The organism is Micromonospora sp. NPDC005163, assembly GCF_053599835.1.
Genome location: NZ_JBSFYP010000025.1, coordinates 24,712 through 39,940 on the forward strand (window position 1 = coordinate 24,712; position 15,229 = coordinate 39,940).

Here is a 15,229-nt window from a genome sequence, read left to right on the forward strand (position 1 = left end):
GATACCTCGACTTCGAGGTATCGGTCAGGAGGTAGTAATGCACGGCGCCCAGGTGCGGCCAGACGGCACGACGATTCGCTGGGTGGAGTTGCCCGGCGCCGAGCCCGCCCGGGTCTACCTGCACGGGCTCGGCGCCTCCTCACCGGTGTACTTCGCGGCGGTGGCCACCAACCCCACGCTCGCCGGACGGCGCACCCTGATGATGGATCTGCTCGGGCACGGCATCAGCGACCGGCCGGCCGACGCCTCCTACACGCTGGAGGAGCACGCCGACCTGCTCGCCACCGCGCTGACCACGGCCGGGGTCAGCGCCGCGGAGGTGATCGCGCACAGCATGGGCGGCTCGGTCGCCATCGTCCTGGCCGCCCGCCACCCGCACCTTGTCGCGGCCCTGGTTCTTGTCGATGCCACCCTCGACCCGCAGCCTCCGGGCGTCGGGATCCGCGCCCGCTACACCGAGGAGCAGTTCCTGCACGGCGACGGCCGATCCGAGACGCTCGACCGTGTCGGGCCGGCCTGGGCGGCGACGATGCGACTCACCGGTGCGGAGGCGCTCTACCGGACCGCCTCCCACCTCGGCCGCGGCACCACACCCACCATGCGCGACCTGCTGCTCGACCTACCGGTGCCGCGCACCTACCTCCACCCGGCCGACAGCGAGCCGACGGGTGTGCGTGCCCTCACCGACGCCGGCGTGCGGGTGGTCGCCGTGCCGGACGCCGGTCACAACATCATGTTGGACAATCCGGAGGGCTTCGTGGCGGCCACCGCCGAGGCACTGCGGGCGTAGGCCACGCGCTCGCTTCCGGCTCGGCTCAGAAGGTCAGCAGCCGGAACGTGCCCACGGTGCGGAAGCCGAGGCGGCGGTAGACCGGCTCGCCGACGGGCGTCGAGGTGAGTGCCGCCGTGCGGACGCCCCGCCCGGCGGCCAGGTCGAGCGCGGCCCTGGTCATCGCCGCGCCGATGCCCCGCCGGCGCTGCTCGGGCTGGGTGCCGACGAAGTACAGGGTGAGCAGCCCGTGGCTGAGCCAGGCCACGGCCGTCCCGACGATCCGGCCGTCGTCGAGGCGACCGGCCAGCCTGATCACCGTGCCGTCGCCGGCGAACGCCTTCTCCCGCTCGATCGCCGCCGCCGCGCCTTCCGCCGGGATTCCGGACACCCGGGCGTAGGCGCCGACGAACGCGTCCAGGTCGGTGGCTTCGGCGATGTGCAGGCCGGCCGGTGTCGGCGCGCGCCGGATCCGGCGGAGCTTGCCCGGGCCGCCCGTCCGGACCTCACCCTGGTGCCGGCGTTCGTGCACGACTACGACGGACGGCGCGACAAGCTCGACCTGCTTCGGCGGCTCGCCGAGGAGGGTGCCCTGACCCTCCGTGTCGCCGGCCGGTTCCCGCCGGAGGAGGCGTCCCGGGCGCACCGGATCCTTGAGGCGGGCGGGGTGCGGGGCCGGCTGGTCATCGAGTTCTGACGCGGCGGCACCCGGAGCGCCCGGTCCGGCGCCGACCCACCCGCACGCCGCATCGGCCTACCCGGTCGCGGAGAGCAGCGCCTCGGCGAGGTCGGTGCGGGTGTTGAGCAGCGTGCGGCCCTGGCGCTGGGTCACCACCAGACCGGCCGCGCGTAACGCGGTGAGATGTTGGGAGACCCCGCCGGGCGACATGCCACTGCGCCGGGCCAGCTCGGTGGTGCTCACCGGCCCGATCAGCTCGGAGAGCAGCCGGGCCCGGCCGCGCCCGAGCACGGCGGCCAGCGCGTCCGGGACGCCGGTCGGATGCTCCCAGAGCGCGCCGAGCCCACGGGCGGGATAGGCGAGCTGCGGCGCGTCCCCGGCGGACACGCTCGCCACCGACGGCCACACGAAGACCGACGGAACCAGCACGAGGCCCGGACCGTCCGCGACGTCCGGGGCCAGGCAGTGCCGCTGCGCGACGAGCAGGGTGTCGTCCTCCCACCGGACCTGGCGGTGCAGATCGTTGAGGAGCACCGCCGCGCCGTCCTCGGCGAGCAGGCGAGCGCGGGCGGCGACGTCGGCGTCCAGCAGCAGCCGCAGCCGGGGCCAGTGCGGGGCCAGGGCGATCCGCCAGTACGCCTCGATCTCCTCGGTCAGCCGGCGCAGCCCGACCGGCGGGTCTGCGTACAGGGCGGCGAGCGCGGGCGTGCGGTCGCCCGGGTACAGGTCCAGGTGCGCGCGGACGGTGTCGGTCGGGGTGGCGCGGACGGCGGCCAGTTCGGCGGCCAGGTCCGGGATGAGGCCGGCGGGCGGCGGGGTGAGGAAGTCGGCCAGGTAGCTGGGCCGGGCCGGCACCAGCTGCCAGAGCAGCCCGCCGTTAGCGTCGATCAACCCGGCCTCGACCAGCGGTGGACGGACCCGGCGTACCCAGGGCAGGTGGACGGCGTGGTCCCCGGGGTCGCGCAGCACCCGGATGCTCGCGACGACCTCCCACAGGCAGGAGACGGCGAACCGGATGCGGGCGACCGCACCCGCCGACAGGCTGATGGCGACCACGGCACCCCCGGTGGATTCAGCTGGGACTGAAACATTACCGCCAGGGTCGGGGCCGGCCGAGACTTGCCGTGTGAGCGAACAACACACCCGAGCCGAACTGTTCCGATCCCTGCACACACCAGGGTCGCCGCTGGTCCTGGTCAACGCCTGGGATGCCGCGAGCGCCCGCATCGTGGCGGCCGCCGGCGCCCGCGCGGTGGCCACCACCAGCGCCGGCGTCGCCTGGAGCCTGGGTGTACCCGACGGCGACGTCCTCGGCCGCGACGCGGCCGTCGATATGGTCGGCCGGGTCGCCGCCTCGGTGGCGCTGCCGGTCACCGCGGACATCGAGTCCGGGTACGGCGCGACGCCGGCGGAGGTCGGCCTGACCACCCGCGCCGTGCTCGACGCCGGTGCGGTCGGCGTGAACATCGAGGACGCCCGACGCGACGCCGGCGCGCCGTTGCGCGACGTGCCCGACCAGTGCGCCCGGATCGGCGCGGTGCGGGGCGCGGCCGACGCGGCGGGGCTGCCGCTCTACGTCAACGCCCGGATCGACACGTTCCTCAGCGGCGCCGGGGACGTCGACGAGACCGTGGCCCGGGCCACCGCCTATCTCGCCGCCGGCGCGGACGCCATCTTCGTGCCCGGGGTGGTGGACCCCGTGACCATCCGCGCGCTGGTGCGGGCGGTGCCGGCGCCGCTGAACGTGCTCGCCGGGCCGGGTGCGCCGACGGTGGGGGAGCTGGCCCGGCTGGGGGTGGCCCGGGTGAGCCTCGGCTCGTCGGTCGCGGAGGCCGCGTACGCGGTCGCCCGCCGGGCGGCGGACGAGGCCCTCGGCGCGGGCACGTACGGCGCGCTGGCGGACGCCCTCGACTACGGAACGCTCAACGCGCTGATGCGTTGAGCGACGAGGGCCGTGCGGTGCCGGAAGGAGGCGGTGCCTCCCGCGGTCAGTCGGGGTCACGGATGCGACGGGCCGGCCACCTCGATCGAGGTAGCCGGCCCGGCATCGCGTGATCCGCCGGCGCCGCCGGTGGTCGTGTCACAGCGGCGGGCCGATGTCCCGCCGCTCCTCGACCCGGCGGTACTCCACCGGCTGCTCACTGGTGGTGACCACCGCACGGCGGCGACCCCAGATCAGCGTGGTCATGATCAGGCCGAGCACACCGGCCGCCATCAGGATCCAGCCGACCACGTCGAGGTTGATGCCGCCGACGCTCGCGTCCAGCGCGAAGGTGAGGATCGCGCCGAGCGCGATCAGGAAGATGCTGGTGCCGATACCCACGACAGCCTCCTTAGGGGGATGTGGTGCGCTGTCGAGCCCTTCAGTACCCCGGCGCCGACCAACGCAACCCGCCACCGGCCAGGGTGGCGCTCCGGGCGATCTTGCGATCGGGTAGAGTTCACCTGTCGCCGGGGCACACCGGCGACGTGCGGACGTAGCGCAGCTGGTAGCGCATCACCTTGCCAAGGTGAGGGTCGCGGGTTCGAATCCCGTCGTCCGCTCGCGATCCGCCCCACGGGGCCTGGCTGCCGGTTCGGGCGGTCACCACGGGCGATTGGCGCAGTGGGAGCGCGCTTCCTTGACACGGAAGAGGTCACTGGTTCAAACCCAGTATCGCCCACCAACGAAAACGGCTCGTTACCGGAATACCGGTAACGAGCCGTTCCGCGTTGGACGACGTCGCCGTCGGAGCGCGTTCTGCTGTGGGGAGATCCGCTACGGGTGAACACGGGTGCCGCCCGTCGCCACGACCCGGCAGGGTGGACCGCATGAGACTGCTGGTGCTGGGCGGGACGGGTTTCGTGGGTGGTGCGACGGTCGCCGAAGCGGTCCGTCGGGGCTGGTCGGTGACGGTGTTCAACCGGGGGCTGCACGGGTCGACGCCACCCGGCGTACACCGGTTGCGGGGTGACCGGAGCGCGCCGGGCGGCCTGGCGGCGCTGGCGGGCGGTGAGTGGGACCTGGTGGTCGACACCTGGGACAGCGCTCCCCGGGCGGTGCGGGACGCGGCCCGCGCGCTGGTCGGGGCGGTCCCGCACTACGCCTACATCTCCAGCGGATCGGTCTACGCCCCGCCGGCGCCGACGCACGTCGGCGAGGAGGCACCCACTGTGGACGCGTCCGCCGATGCCGTCGACGGGGACTACGCGGAGTGCAAGGCGGGCGGGGAGCTGGCCGCGACGGAGGTCTACGGCGAGCGGGCGCTGCTGGTGCGTGCCGGGTTGATCCTCGGGCCGGGGGAGGACATCGGCCGGCTGCCCTGGTGGTTGCGGCGGGTGGCCCGCGGCGGTGACGTGCTCGCGCCCGGCCCGGTGGACCTGCCCGTGCAGTACATCGACGTACGCGATCTGGTGGGGTGGACGCTGGACCGGGCCGCCGAAGGGGTCGGCGGTGCGTTCAACGTGGTCAGCCGTTCGGGGCACACCACCATGGGTGAGCTGCTGGATTCGGTCGTCAAGGTCACCGGCTCCGGCGCGACGCTGCGCTGGACCGACCCGGCAGCGATCCTGGCCGCCGGCGTCGTGCCCTGGAACGACCTGCCGATCTGGATTCCGCCGCGTCACGAGTTCCGGTGGTTGCAGGAGCGCGGCGTGGAGAAGGCGTACGCGGCGGGGCTGACCTGCCGCCCGGTGACGGAGACCGTCGCCGACACCTGGCGCTGGCTGGACGCGGTGGGGTCGGTGCCGCCGCGTGCCGGCAAGCCGCGCCGGGCGACGGTGGGGTTGGACCCGGCGCGGGAGGCGGCGCTGCTCGCCGCCTGAACGGGGGTTCGTCGAGCGGGGCGGTGGCGCCGGCTCAGGGGGCCGGCGCCACCGGCAGGTCCAGCACCTCGTCGACAGCGCGGCGGGGGGTCGGCCGGCCGGGCTGGCCGTAACCGATCCGCAGCACCATCTGCGGCGTGCCGAACCGGCCCAGTGACAGCCGTAGCTGCTCCCGCGCGCCGGGTACCTCGATCGGCTGGGAGAGCAGCGACACGCTGAGCCCGGCGTCGGTGGCGGTGAGCAGCACCCGTTGCAGGGCCTGCCCGGCGACCACCTGGTCGACGGCGGTGTTGCCCACCGAGCCGAGCACCCCCACCAGTGGCTCCGGCTCGAAGTCGCGCCTCGGGGCTCGGTCGCGCCCGCCGAAACCGCGCGCCGGCAGCACGTCCTGCGGCTCGCCCTGCGGACCGCCGGCCGAGGCCGGCACGCCGTCCGGCGCGGGCTCCTGGCGGAGCCACCGCTCGCGCTCTGACCGGTAGGCGGGGTCACGCTCCAGTACGCGGTGCGCGCCGCGGGCGATCTCGCCGAACGCGGAAAACGCGCTCACCCCGATCAACAGCTCCAGCCAGCACTGCTCGGCGCGGGCCGCCTCGCCGAGCCGCCACCGTGCGTCCGCCGGCACCGGGTTCGGCCAGAACGGCATCCGGTTGCTGAACCGGCGGGGGATGGCGGCGTGCAGGCTCTGCTCGCCGGGCGTGGGCGGGCGCGGAACGTCCGGGACCAGGCGGGCCAGCAGGTCCGGCTCGGCCGGGTCGGGGCGGAGCCGCACCCGGGCCGGGACGCCGGCCACGGCCAGCGCGATCCGCAGGTTGAACAGCGCCGCGCCGCAGGCGATGCGGACACCCCACCCGCTCGGGTCGGTCGCCGGCAGCCGCCGGGCCGGGTCGGCCAGCACCTCGATCCCGCCGTCGCGCAGCCGCAACCGCCACGGCTGGGTGTTGTGCAGCGAGGGTGCCCGGACCGCGTCCACGGCGGCGGTCCGCAGGTGGGCCGATGTGTAGCCGATGTCCATGGCGGTGCTCCTCTCCGATGGCCGGCAGCCGGCGGTGCTCCGACGTTCGCCGCACCCCTACGGTCCGTCCGTCGGGTGGGTGCCGGGCAGGGCCGGACGTCCCGACCCGTCGGGCCCCACCGCCCCTGGCTGGTGCGCCGGCCCACCCCGGACCTCGGACCGCCCCGGTCGGGACCTTCGGCCCGTGCGCGGGTCGCGGGACCGGGGTAGAAACGAGGAATGATCCGGGTGTTCCTCCTCGACGACCATGAGGTCGTCCGCCGTGGCCTGGCCGACCTGTTGCAGAGCAGCGGCGACATCGAGGTGGTCGGCGAGTCCGGCTCCGCCCTGGAGGCGGCCCGCCGTATTCCGGCGTTGCGGCCCGACGTGGCGATCCTCGACGCGCGGCTGCCCGACGGCAACGGCATCGACGTGTGTCGGGACGTGCGCGCCGTCGACTCGTCCATCAAGGGTCTGATCCTCACCTCGTACGAGGACGACGAGGCGCTGTTCGCGGCGATCATGGCGGGTGCCGCCGGGTACGTGCTCAAGCAGATCCGCGGCACCGACCTGGTCGACGCGGTGCGGCGGGTGGCGGCCGGGCAGTCGTTGCTCGACCCGGCGATCACGACCCGGGTGCTGGAGCGCATCCGCAACGGCGTCGAGCAGCCGCGCGAGCTGAAGTCGCTCACCGAGCAGGAGCGGCGGATCCTGGAGTACGTGGCGGAGGGGCTGACCAACCGGGAGATCGCCGGGAAGATGTTCCTGGCCGAGAAGACGGTGAAGAACTACGTCTCCAGCGTGCTGGCCAAGCTGGGTCTGGAGCGCCGCACCCAGGCCGCCGTCCTGGCCACCCGCCTGCTCGGTAAGACCTCCTGAGCCGACCCGCCCCGGTCAGTCGCGCAGCGGCACGGACCAGCTGACCTCGGTGCCGTGCGGCTCGACCGGGCGGACCGTGAAGGTGCCGCCGTGACGTTCGGCGCGTTCGCTCAGGTTGATCAGGCCGCCCCGGGCGGCGGCGGGGTCGCAGCCCACCCCGTCGTCGGTGACCGTGACGGTGACGTGTCTGGCGTCGACGCGGACGCCAACGGTGACCTGGGTGGCCTGCGCGTGGCGTACCGCGTTGGACAGCCCCTCGCGTAACACGGCGGTGAGGTCCGGGCGGACCGCGTCCGGGACGGCGCTGTCCACCGGCCCGGTCAGCTCCAGGTGGGGTTTGTGGCCCAACGACTCGGCGGCCACCTCGATCGCCTCACGGATCTCTGTACGCAGAGCCGCGGTCATCGGCGTACGCAGCTCGAAGATGGTCCGGCGGATGTCCCGGATGGTCGCGTCCAGATCGTCGACGGCGGCGTTGATCCGCTTGGCCACCTCTGGGCGGGTCATCATCGGCGCGGCGCTCTGCAGTTGCAGGCCGGTGGCGAAGAGCCGCTGGATCACCACGTCGTGCAGGTCGCGGGCGATCCGCTCACGGTCCTCCAGGACCACCAGCAGCTCCCGCTCCTCCTGGCCGCGGGCCCGTTCCATGGCCAGCGCCGCCTGACCGGCGAAGCTGCCCAGCAGGGCCACGTCGTCCTCGGTGGCGCCGCCACCGCGGTCCGGCCGGTGGGCCACCACCAGCACGCCGTGCAGGGTCTCGGCGGTGGCCAGCGGGGAGATCACCGCCGGCCCGGTGTGCAGCAGCGCCGGCCACGGGGCGGCGTGCGCGAGATCGTCCACCTGGTCGTGCCGGCCCTCGGCGATCGCCGCGCCGAAGCTGGTGTCGGCGGCCGGCAGGACCGTGCCGACCAGCGCGCGCGCCTGCTCGTCGGCGCCGTCGACCACCTCGACGGTGTACTGCGCGGCGTCGGTGTCGTAGAGCATGACCAGCGCCAGCTCGGCTTCGGCGACCTCCCGGGCGCGGCGGGCGACCAGCGCCAGCGCGTCGGTGCGGCGGACCTCGCCGAGCAGCACCGTGGTGATCTCGGCGGTCGCCGCCAGCCAGCGTTCCCGCCGGTGCGCCAGGGCGTACAGGCGGGCGTTCTCGATGGCCACGCCGGCCGCGGCGGCGAGCGCGACCACGATCTCCTCGTCGTCCTCGGTGAACTGCGCGCCGCCCTGCTTCTCGGCCAGGTAGAGGTTGCCGAACACCTGCTCCCGGATGCGCACCGGCACGCCCAGGAAGCTGTGCATGGGCGGGTGGTTGGGCGGGAAGCCGTAGGAGCGGGGATGCTGGGTGATGTCCGGCATCCGCAGCGGCCGGGGGTCGTCGATGAGCAGGCCGAGCACGCCCCGACCGTGCGGCAGGTCGCCGATCTGCGCGTGCTGCTCCGGGGTGATGCCGTGCACGATGAAGTCGTAGAGCAGCCGGTCCGGGCCGACCACGCCCAGCGCCCCGTACCGGGCGCCGACCAGCTCGCAGGCCGCCTGCACGATGCGTTGCAGGGTGCTGCGCAGATCGAGGTTGGTGCCGATGCCGACCACCGCGTCGAGCAGGGCGCGCAGCCGCTCCCGGCTGGTGACCACCTCGCCGACCCGGTCCAGCATCTCCTGGAGCAGCTCGTCGAGGTGGACCCGGGACAGCGGGCTCAGCCCGAGCGACGGGGTCACCTGGGCTTCCTTGCGGGGCTGTGGCGTGCTGGTCACCGCGCGATGGTATCGCCGGTGCCCGTCCTGTCCAGGCCCGTCAGCCGTGCCCGCCGCGGACCGCGGAGGTGTCGACCACCTGCGCGGTGGTCAGCCGCGGGGTGTGTGGCGGGCCCGCGTGCGCCGGGTCCGCGATCCCCAACCGCAGCACGAGGTACGGGAAGCCGAGGCCGGAGAGCAGCTGTCGCAGGGTCTGCCGGGTGCCCGGCACCTCCACCACCGCGCTGAGCGGCACCGCCGACACGCCGAGCCGGGTGGCGGTCAGCCAGGCGGCGGAGAGCGCCTCGCCGGCGCGCAGCCAGCTGTCCGGTTCGTCCTCGTCGCCGTGCAGCAGCGCGTACACCGCCATGCGGTCGTGGCCGGGGCCTACCGGCAGGCTGCCGGGGCGGCCGAAGTCGCGGGCCGGCACGGTGGTCTGCGGGGGCTGCTCGGGCAGCACCTCCGGCGGCAGCCCGGTGCCGGTGCCGGCGCGGCTGGTCCAGTACGCCAGCTCGGCGCGCAGCGCCGGATCCTCGGCCTCGACCGTGTCGGCGTGCGCCGCCGTGGCGGCCAGCTCCAGCACCTGGTCGCGGTCGAGGATCTGGAGCCGGCAGCCCTCGGCGGTGACCGCTCGGATGATCTCTTCGATCGCGGCGGTGGGCACCGGTTCGTCGCTGACCGGCCGCCGGTCCGTGTGCCGGACCTGCATGCACTGCACCATCCGCATCGCGTCCGGGTCGACCTCGGCGCGGTCCAGGGTGGTCAGCCGGGCCAGCAGCTCGGTGTCGCTCGGGTCGGGCAGCCGCTCCACCACCGCGCGCCACCCCTCGGCGGCCAGCGCCAGCCGGGCGTGGTGCAGGGCCGCGCCGCAGCTCAGGGCGAGCAGCCGGCCCTCCGGGTCGGTGGCCGCGAGCTGGCGGTCGCGGACCGTGCGCAGCTCCAACGCGTCGGGCAGCACCCGCCAGCGCCACGGCTGGGTGTTGTGCACCGAGGGGGCGTGGCCGGCGGTTGCCGCGGCCGCCGCCAGCGCGGTGGTCAGCTGGCCTTCCTGACTCATCGTCACGACCTCTCCGTCTCTGCCAATCGTGCCTGACGTGGCGGTGATGCGCGTGGGGTTGCCCGCTCCATCCTGTGGCATCCGACGACGGCGCGCAGGGGTCGTAGGTCCCGGTCGGGCCGGGTCGTTACGCCCCCGGGGTCAACGTTCCCGGACGACGGCGACCGGGCAGTGGGCGTGCTGGATCAGCTGCTGGCTGACCGAGCCCAGCAGCATGCCGGCCAGCCCGCCCCGGCCCCGACTGCCCACCACCACCAGCCGCGCGTCACGGCTCGCCTCGATCAGCATGGCCGCCGGGCTGCCCGGGACCAGGTCGATGCTCACGGCGAGATCCGGGTACGTCCGCCGCCACGGCTCCAGCGACTGCTCCACGGCGGCCCGCTCGTCCGGCGCTCCGGCCGCCCCGCCGGGGCCCTGGGTCCAGGCGTGCAGCACGCGCAGCGGCACCCGCCGCTGGGCCGCCCGTTCGGCGGCGAAGCCGAGCGCCACCAGCGACGGCTCGGAGCCGTCCACGCCGACCGCCACCGGTCCACCCGACGCGTCGGCCGGTGCCCCGCTGGCCCCGTCCCGGACCACCACGACCGGGCAGTGCCCGTGCGCGGCGACCGCCACCGCCGTCGACCCGACGAGCAGTCCACCGAACCCGCCGTGGCCGCGGCTGCCGAGCACCAGCAGACCGGCCTCGGCCGAGCGTTCCTGCAACACCAGGGCGGGCGGGCCGTCGTACACCTCGCCGGTGACGGTGAGCCCGGGATGCGCGGCGGCGGCCTGCGTCGCCGCCTTCCGGACCAGTTCCTCCACCTGCCGCCGTGCGGTGTCGTCCGGCCAGACGCCGGGCGCCACGCCCGGACCGACCCAGCCGGCCACGGTCAGCCATTCGAAGACGTACGCCAGCCGCACCGGCTGGCCGCTGTGCTCGGCCTCGTCCAGCGCCCAGTCCAGAGCCACCGAGGCGTCGGTCGAGCCGTCGTAGCCGACCAGGATCTCCGCGTCACGCACGTCGTCCTCCTCAGCGGTTGGTCGGATCGGTTTCGCGGATCCAGCGCCACTCCGCGACCTGTGGGTCGTCCTCGCCGTACCGGCGGGTGTAGTCGCGCGCCGACTGCCGGGCGTCGACCATCTGCTGCCGCAGGTGCGCGGCGCGGGCGGCCAGCCCGGGCACACGGTCGATGACGTCGATGACCAGATGGAAGCGGTCCAGGTCGTTGAGCATCACCATGTCGAACGGGGTGGTGGTGGTGCCCTCCTCCTTGTAGCCGCGCACGTGCAGGTTCTCGTGGTTGGTACGGCGGTAGGTGAGCCGGTGGATCAGCCACGGATAGCCGTGGTACGCGAAGATGATCTGGCGGTCCTCGGTGAAGATGGTGTCGAACTCTCTGTCGGTCAGGCCGTGCGGGTGCTCGGTGTCCGGCTGGAGCCGCATCAGGTCCACCACGTTGACGAGTCGCACCTTCAGCTCCGGGAGATGCTGACGCAGCAGCTCGGCGGCGGCCAGCGTCTCCAGGGTGGGCACGTCACCGCAGCAGGCCAGCACCACGTCCGGCTCGGTGCCGCCGTCGTTGCTGGCCCACTCCCAGATGCCCAGGCCACGCCGGGTGTGCTGGATCGCCTCGGTCATCGTCAGCCAGTTCGGTGCCGGCTGCTTGCCGGCCACCACCACGTTGATGTAGTGCCGGCTGCGCAGGCAGTGGTCCATCGTGGCGAGCAGGGTGTTGGCGTCCGGCGGCAGGTAGACCCGAACCACCTCGGCCTTCTTGTTGACCACGTGGTCGATGAAGCCCGGGTCCTGGTGGGAGAAGCCGTTGTGGTCCTGCCGCCAGACGTGGCTGGAGAGCAGATAGTTCAGCGAGGCGAGCGGCTGCCGCCAGGGGATGGCCCGGGTCACCTTCAGCCACTTGGCGTGCTGGTTGAGCATCGAGTCGACGATGTGGATGAACGCCTCGTAGCTGGTGAACAGGCCGTGCCGGCCGGTCAGCAGGTAGCCCTCCAGCCAGCCCTGGCACAGGTGCTCGGAGAGCACCTCCATCACCCGGCCGTCTGGGGAGAGGTGCTCATCGCCCGGCACCGTGCCCGCCACCCAGGCCCGGTCGGTCACCTCGAAGGCGGCGTCCAGCCGGTTGGAGGCGACCTCGTCCGGGCCGAACAGCCGGAACGTCTGCGGGTTGGCGGCGATGACGTCCCGGAGCCACGGGCCGAGCACCCCGGTCGCGCCGGCCATCGGCTCGCCCGGGTGGGGAACCTCCAAGCCGTAGTCGCGGAAGTCGGGCAGGCGCAGGTCGCGGAGCACCACGCCGCCGTTGGTGACCGGGTTGGCGCTCATCCGCCGGTCGCCGCGCGGCGGCAGTGTCCGCAGCTCGTCCACCGGCGCGCCGGTCGCGTCGAACAGCTCCTCCGGGCGGTAGCTGCGCAGCCAGTGCTCCAGCTCGGCCAGGTGCGCCGGGTTGTCGCGTACCTGTGACAGCGGCACCTGGTGGGCGCGGTAGGTGCCCTCCACCTGCTTGCCGTCGACGTCGCGGGGGCCGGTCCAGCCCTTCGGCGTCCGCAGGATGATCATCGGCCAGCGGGGACGCTCGACGACGCCGCCGGAGCGGGCCCTTTGCTGGATCGCGGCGATCTCGTCCAGCGCCCGGTCCAGCGTCGCGGCGAGGGTGCGGTGCACCTGGGCCGGGTCGTCACCGGCCACCACGTACGGCTGGTAGCCGGAGCCGCGCAGGAGGTCGAGCAGGTCCGCCTCGGGGATCCGGGCGAGTACGGTCGGACTGGCGATCTTGTAGCCGTTGAGGTGCAGGATGGGCAGCACCGCGCCGTCGCGGGCCGGGTTGAGGAAGACGTTGGAGAGCCAGCTGCCGGCCAGCGGCCCGGTCTCGGCCTCGCCGTCGCCGATCACGCAGGCCACCACCAGGTCCGGGTGGTCGAAGGCGGCGCCGTAGGCGTGGCTCAGCGCGTACCCCAGCTCGCCGCCCTCGTGGATCGAACCCGGCACCTCCGCCGCCACATGGCTGGGGATGCCGCCGGGGAAGGAGAACTGGCGGAACAGTCGGGCCATTCCCGCCTCGTCGCGCGACACGTCGTGGTAGCGCTCCGACCAGGTGCCCTCCAGCCAGGTGTTGGCCACGATGGCCGGCCCGCCGTGCCCGGGGCCCGTGACGAACATGGCGTTCAGGTCGCGCGCCACGATCACCCGGTTGAGGTGGGCGTAGATCAGGTTGAGCCCGGGGCTGGTGCCCCAGTGGCCGAGCAGCCGCGGTTTGATGTCGTCGGGGGTCAGGGGCTCCCGCAGCAGCGGGTTGTCGAGCAGGTAGATCTGCCCGACGGTGAGGTAGTTCGCGGCGCGCCAGTAGGCGTGCAGTCGGCGCAGCTCGTCGTCGGTGATCGACCGGTTCGGATCGAGTGCGGTGTCCATGATGCTGTGCCTCTCGCAGATCGGGGAGTGGGGCATCCGACGTCCAGCCTCGCCGTCGCCTGCGCCCCGAGGTCAGGGCCGTTGGTCCCGGTTCGGGCGGGCGTCGGGCCCGGTGAGCGGGGCCTCGGCCAGCCCTCGGACGACGATCACGGGGGCCGGGGAGTGGTAGAGCATGGACTGGGCGACCGCCCCCAGCATCCCGCGGCCCGGTTCGTCGCCCCGGGCGGCGACCAGCGCGACCTGCGCCGAGCGGGACACGTCCACCAGCACCTGTCCGGGATCGCCACGGATGACGCGGCACTGGGCCTCCACGTCCGTCCGACGGGTGGAGAACCGGGCCACGACCTCGGCCAGCTGGTCGCTGACCCTGTCGGTGTCCTCGTCGGGCTCCACCACCCGCAGCGCCAGCAGCCGGGTGCAGCGCCGGGCCGCGCACTCGAAGGCCCACTCCAGAGCGAGGGTCGAGCTGGGCGATCCGTCCACCCCGACCAGCACCGGGCCCGGCGGCGGCTGCTCCTGGCGGACCACCAGCAGCGGGCAGCCGGCCCGCGCGGCCAGCTGCACGGCGGACGTGTCGGCCGGAATGCACCTGGCGGTGCCGGCCATCCCGCTGTCGCCGACCGCGAGCAGGAAGGCTGCTTCCGATCGACGGATCAGGATCGGCAACATGCCGCCCTCGACGATCTCCCCGCGGACGGTCAGCCCCGGTTCGATCCCGTGGGCCAGTTGCGCGCCCCGCGTGATCAGATCCTCGGCGTGGTCCCGGGGCGCGGCGACGGTGTCGGCGGAGAAGGCCGCGTGCCAGTCGAAGGTGTGCAGCAGGTGCAGTGGCCGGCCGTGCGCGGAGGCCTCCTGCGCGGCCTGGTGAACGACCGGGAGGTCGCGGTCCGAGCCGAGGCCAACCAGCACCGCTGCATCGGCGGATGTAGCCATCCGACATCACCTCCCGGGCGTCGCGCCCGGCACGACCACGCTGTCCCTGACCGAGGGTAGTCGGGTGGTAACGATGGCGGGCCGGATCGGGCAGCGCCGCCGGACGTGATGGCGGCAGCTCGTCAACGATGGTTGACACGAGTGGCACCGTCAACGTATGTTGACGACATGAGTCAGGCGACGGAACTCGCGGCGGCAGCCGGCAGCACCGACCCCCGGGTCGGGCTGCGCGCCGTCCGCGCGCTGCGCCGGCTGCTCGAGCGGCTCGAGGTGGTCCAGGTGGACAACGCCCGTCGACAGGGCTGGTCCTGGCAGGAGATCGCCGACGCGCTCGAGGTCAGCCGGCAGGCGGTTCACAAGAAGCACGCCGGGCGGCCGGCGGTCAATCAATCCTGGGAGGCGTGATGTTCGAACGGTTCACCGACCGGGCGCGCACGGTCGTGCGGCGGGCGCTGGAGGAGGCGCGGGCCGAGGGCCAGCGCCCGGTCGGCACCGAGCACCTGCTGCTCGCCCTGACGGCCGACGAGGCGGGTCTGGCCAGCCGGGTGCTGGCCGACGCCGACGTACGCGCCGACGACCTGCGTGAGCGAATCCGCCGGCACACCGCCAGCGGTGGCGCCGGCCTCGGTGACGCCGACGCGGCGGCACTGCGGGAAATCGGCATCGACCTGGCCGCGATCGTGGCCCGCATCGAGCAGTCCTTCGGCCCGGACGCCCTGCGCGAGGCCGTGCCGGCGCCGCGCCGACGCTGGGGCCGCCGGCGGTACCTGGGCGGGCCCTTCTCGCCCCGCTCGAAGAAGGCGCTCGAGTTGTCGCTGCGGGAGGCGGTGCGGCTGCGGCACCACCACATCGGCACCGAACACATCCTGCTCGGGGTGCTCCGCGAGGGGCAGGGGATGGGCGCGCTGGTGCTCACCGAGGCCGGGGTCGACCTCGACGACCTGCGCCGCCGGGTGGAGAGCGCGCTACGGACGGCGGCCTGACGATGC

General features: G+C 74.0%; 16 protein-coding genes and 2 tRNA genes. 9 read left to right on the forward strand and 9 right to left on the reverse strand.

Annotated elements, in window-relative coordinates; translation table 11 throughout:
* Positions 1 to 37: 37 nt before the first annotated feature.
* The gene (locus ACWD6N_RS18695; protein ID WP_354963030.1) at positions 38 to 790 is read left to right on the forward strand and encodes an alpha/beta fold hydrolase; all 753 of its coding nucleotides are present in this window, start codon (positions 38 to 40) and stop codon (positions 788 to 790) included.
* A gap of 25 nt (positions 791 to 815) precedes the next feature.
* Here the strand turns inward: ACWD6N_RS18695 and ACWD6N_RS18700 are convergent, their stop codons facing one another.
* Positions 816 to 1,301 (reverse strand): GNAT family N-acetyltransferase, encoded by a 486-nt coding sequence (locus ACWD6N_RS18700; RefSeq protein ID WP_354963029.1) that lies wholly within the window; start codon positions 1,299 to 1,301, stop codon positions 816 to 818.
* Here ACWD6N_RS18700 and ACWD6N_RS18705 point away from each other — a divergent pair.
* Complete coding sequence (locus ACWD6N_RS18705) at positions 1,284 to 1,466, forward strand: zinc-binding dehydrogenase (protein ID WP_450004997.1); 183 nt, start codon at positions 1,284 to 1,286, stop codon at positions 1,464 to 1,466. The two genes, ACWD6N_RS18700 and ACWD6N_RS18705, sit on opposite strands and share 18 nt — an antisense overlap.
* 57 nt (positions 1,467 to 1,523) lie before the next feature.
* Here ACWD6N_RS18705 and ACWD6N_RS18710 read toward each other — a convergent pair whose 3' ends face one another.
* Positions 1,524 to 2,504, reverse strand: coding sequence for an ArsR/SmtB family transcription factor (locus ACWD6N_RS18710; protein WP_354963027.1), 981 nt, complete (start codon positions 2,502 to 2,504; stop codon positions 1,524 to 1,526).
* Between the two features lie 70 nt (positions 2,505 to 2,574).
* On the opposite strand from ACWD6N_RS18710, the gene ACWD6N_RS18715 reads away from it, so the two are divergent.
* Positions 2,575 to 3,390 (forward strand): isocitrate lyase/PEP mutase family protein, encoded by an 816-nt coding sequence (locus tag ACWD6N_RS18715; protein ID WP_354963026.1) that lies wholly within the window; start codon positions 2,575 to 2,577, stop codon positions 3,388 to 3,390.
* 138 nt (positions 3,391 to 3,528) lie between these two features.
* Here ACWD6N_RS18715 and ACWD6N_RS18720 read toward each other — a convergent pair whose 3' ends face one another.
* The gene (locus ACWD6N_RS18720) at positions 3,529 to 3,771 is read right to left on the reverse strand and encodes a DUF6458 family protein (protein ID WP_387325239.1); all 243 of its coding nucleotides are present in this window, start codon (positions 3,769 to 3,771) and stop codon (positions 3,529 to 3,531) included.
* Between the two features lie 148 nt (positions 3,772 to 3,919).
* Between ACWD6N_RS18720 and ACWD6N_RS18725 the strand changes: the two genes are divergently transcribed.
* From ACWD6N_RS18725 to ACWD6N_RS18735, 3 genes are all read left to right on the forward strand, one after another.
* Positions 3,920 to 3,992, forward strand: a tRNA-Gly gene (locus ACWD6N_RS18725).
* 47 nt (positions 3,993 to 4,039) lie between these two features.
* A tRNA-Val gene (locus ACWD6N_RS18730) sits at positions 4,040 to 4,114 on the forward strand.
* 145 nt (positions 4,115 to 4,259) lie between these two features.
* Positions 4,260 to 5,252, forward strand: coding sequence for an NAD-dependent epimerase/dehydratase family protein (locus tag ACWD6N_RS18735; protein WP_354963024.1), 993 nt, complete (start codon positions 4,260 to 4,262; stop codon positions 5,250 to 5,252).
* 34 nt (positions 5,253 to 5,286) lie between these two features.
* Here ACWD6N_RS18735 and ACWD6N_RS18740 read toward each other — a convergent pair whose 3' ends face one another.
* A complete protein-coding gene (locus ACWD6N_RS18740; RefSeq protein ID WP_354963023.1) occupies positions 5,287 to 6,264 on the reverse strand; it encodes an Acg family FMN-binding oxidoreductase in 978 nt (325 codons plus the stop codon).
* A 219-nt stretch (positions 6,265 to 6,483) separates the two neighbouring features.
* Between ACWD6N_RS18740 and ACWD6N_RS18745 the strand changes: the two genes are divergently transcribed.
* Positions 6,484 to 7,122: a response regulator gene (locus tag ACWD6N_RS18745; protein WP_089017008.1), complete on the forward strand. Its 639-nt coding sequence runs from the start codon at positions 6,484 to 6,486 to the stop codon at positions 7,120 to 7,122.
* A gap of 15 nt (positions 7,123 to 7,137) precedes the next feature.
* Here the strand turns inward: ACWD6N_RS18745 and ACWD6N_RS18750 are convergent, their stop codons facing one another.
* From ACWD6N_RS18750 to ACWD6N_RS18770, 5 genes are all read right to left on the reverse strand, one after another.
* Positions 7,138 to 8,814, reverse strand: coding sequence for a sensor histidine kinase (locus ACWD6N_RS18750; protein ID WP_387325519.1), 1,677 nt, complete (start codon positions 8,812 to 8,814; stop codon positions 7,138 to 7,140).
* Between the two features lie 94 nt (positions 8,815 to 8,908).
* The gene (locus ACWD6N_RS18755; RefSeq protein WP_387325516.1) at positions 8,909 to 9,904 is read right to left on the reverse strand and encodes an Acg family FMN-binding oxidoreductase; all 996 of its coding nucleotides are present in this window, start codon (positions 9,902 to 9,904) and stop codon (positions 8,909 to 8,911) included.
* Between the two features lie 141 nt (positions 9,905 to 10,045).
* The gene (locus ACWD6N_RS18760) at positions 10,046 to 10,903 is read right to left on the reverse strand and encodes a universal stress protein (RefSeq protein WP_354963022.1); all 858 of its coding nucleotides are present in this window, start codon (positions 10,901 to 10,903) and stop codon (positions 10,046 to 10,048) included.
* Between the two features lie 10 nt (positions 10,904 to 10,913).
* Positions 10,914 to 13,307: a phosphoketolase family protein gene (locus ACWD6N_RS18765; RefSeq protein ID WP_354963021.1), complete on the reverse strand. Its 2,394-nt coding sequence runs from the start codon at positions 13,305 to 13,307 to the stop codon at positions 10,914 to 10,916.
* Between the two features lie 72 nt (positions 13,308 to 13,379).
* Positions 13,380 to 14,240 (reverse strand): universal stress protein, encoded by an 861-nt coding sequence (locus ACWD6N_RS18770; protein ID WP_354963020.1) that lies wholly within the window; start codon positions 14,238 to 14,240, stop codon positions 13,380 to 13,382.
* A gap of 168 nt (positions 14,241 to 14,408) precedes the next feature.
* Here ACWD6N_RS18770 and ACWD6N_RS18775 point away from each other — a divergent pair, with 168 nt between their 5' ends.
* The gene (locus ACWD6N_RS18775; RefSeq protein ID WP_074318164.1) at positions 14,409 to 14,645 is read left to right on the forward strand and encodes an HTH domain-containing protein; all 237 of its coding nucleotides are present in this window, start codon (positions 14,409 to 14,411) and stop codon (positions 14,643 to 14,645) included.
* Entirely contained in the window at positions 14,645 to 15,223 is a 579-nt protein-coding gene (locus tag ACWD6N_RS18780; protein ID WP_387325232.1) for a Clp protease N-terminal domain-containing protein, read from the forward strand. The genes ACWD6N_RS18775 and ACWD6N_RS18780 overlap by 1 nt, the downstream gene beginning before the upstream one ends.
* Positions 15,224 to 15,229 lie beyond the last annotated feature (6 nt).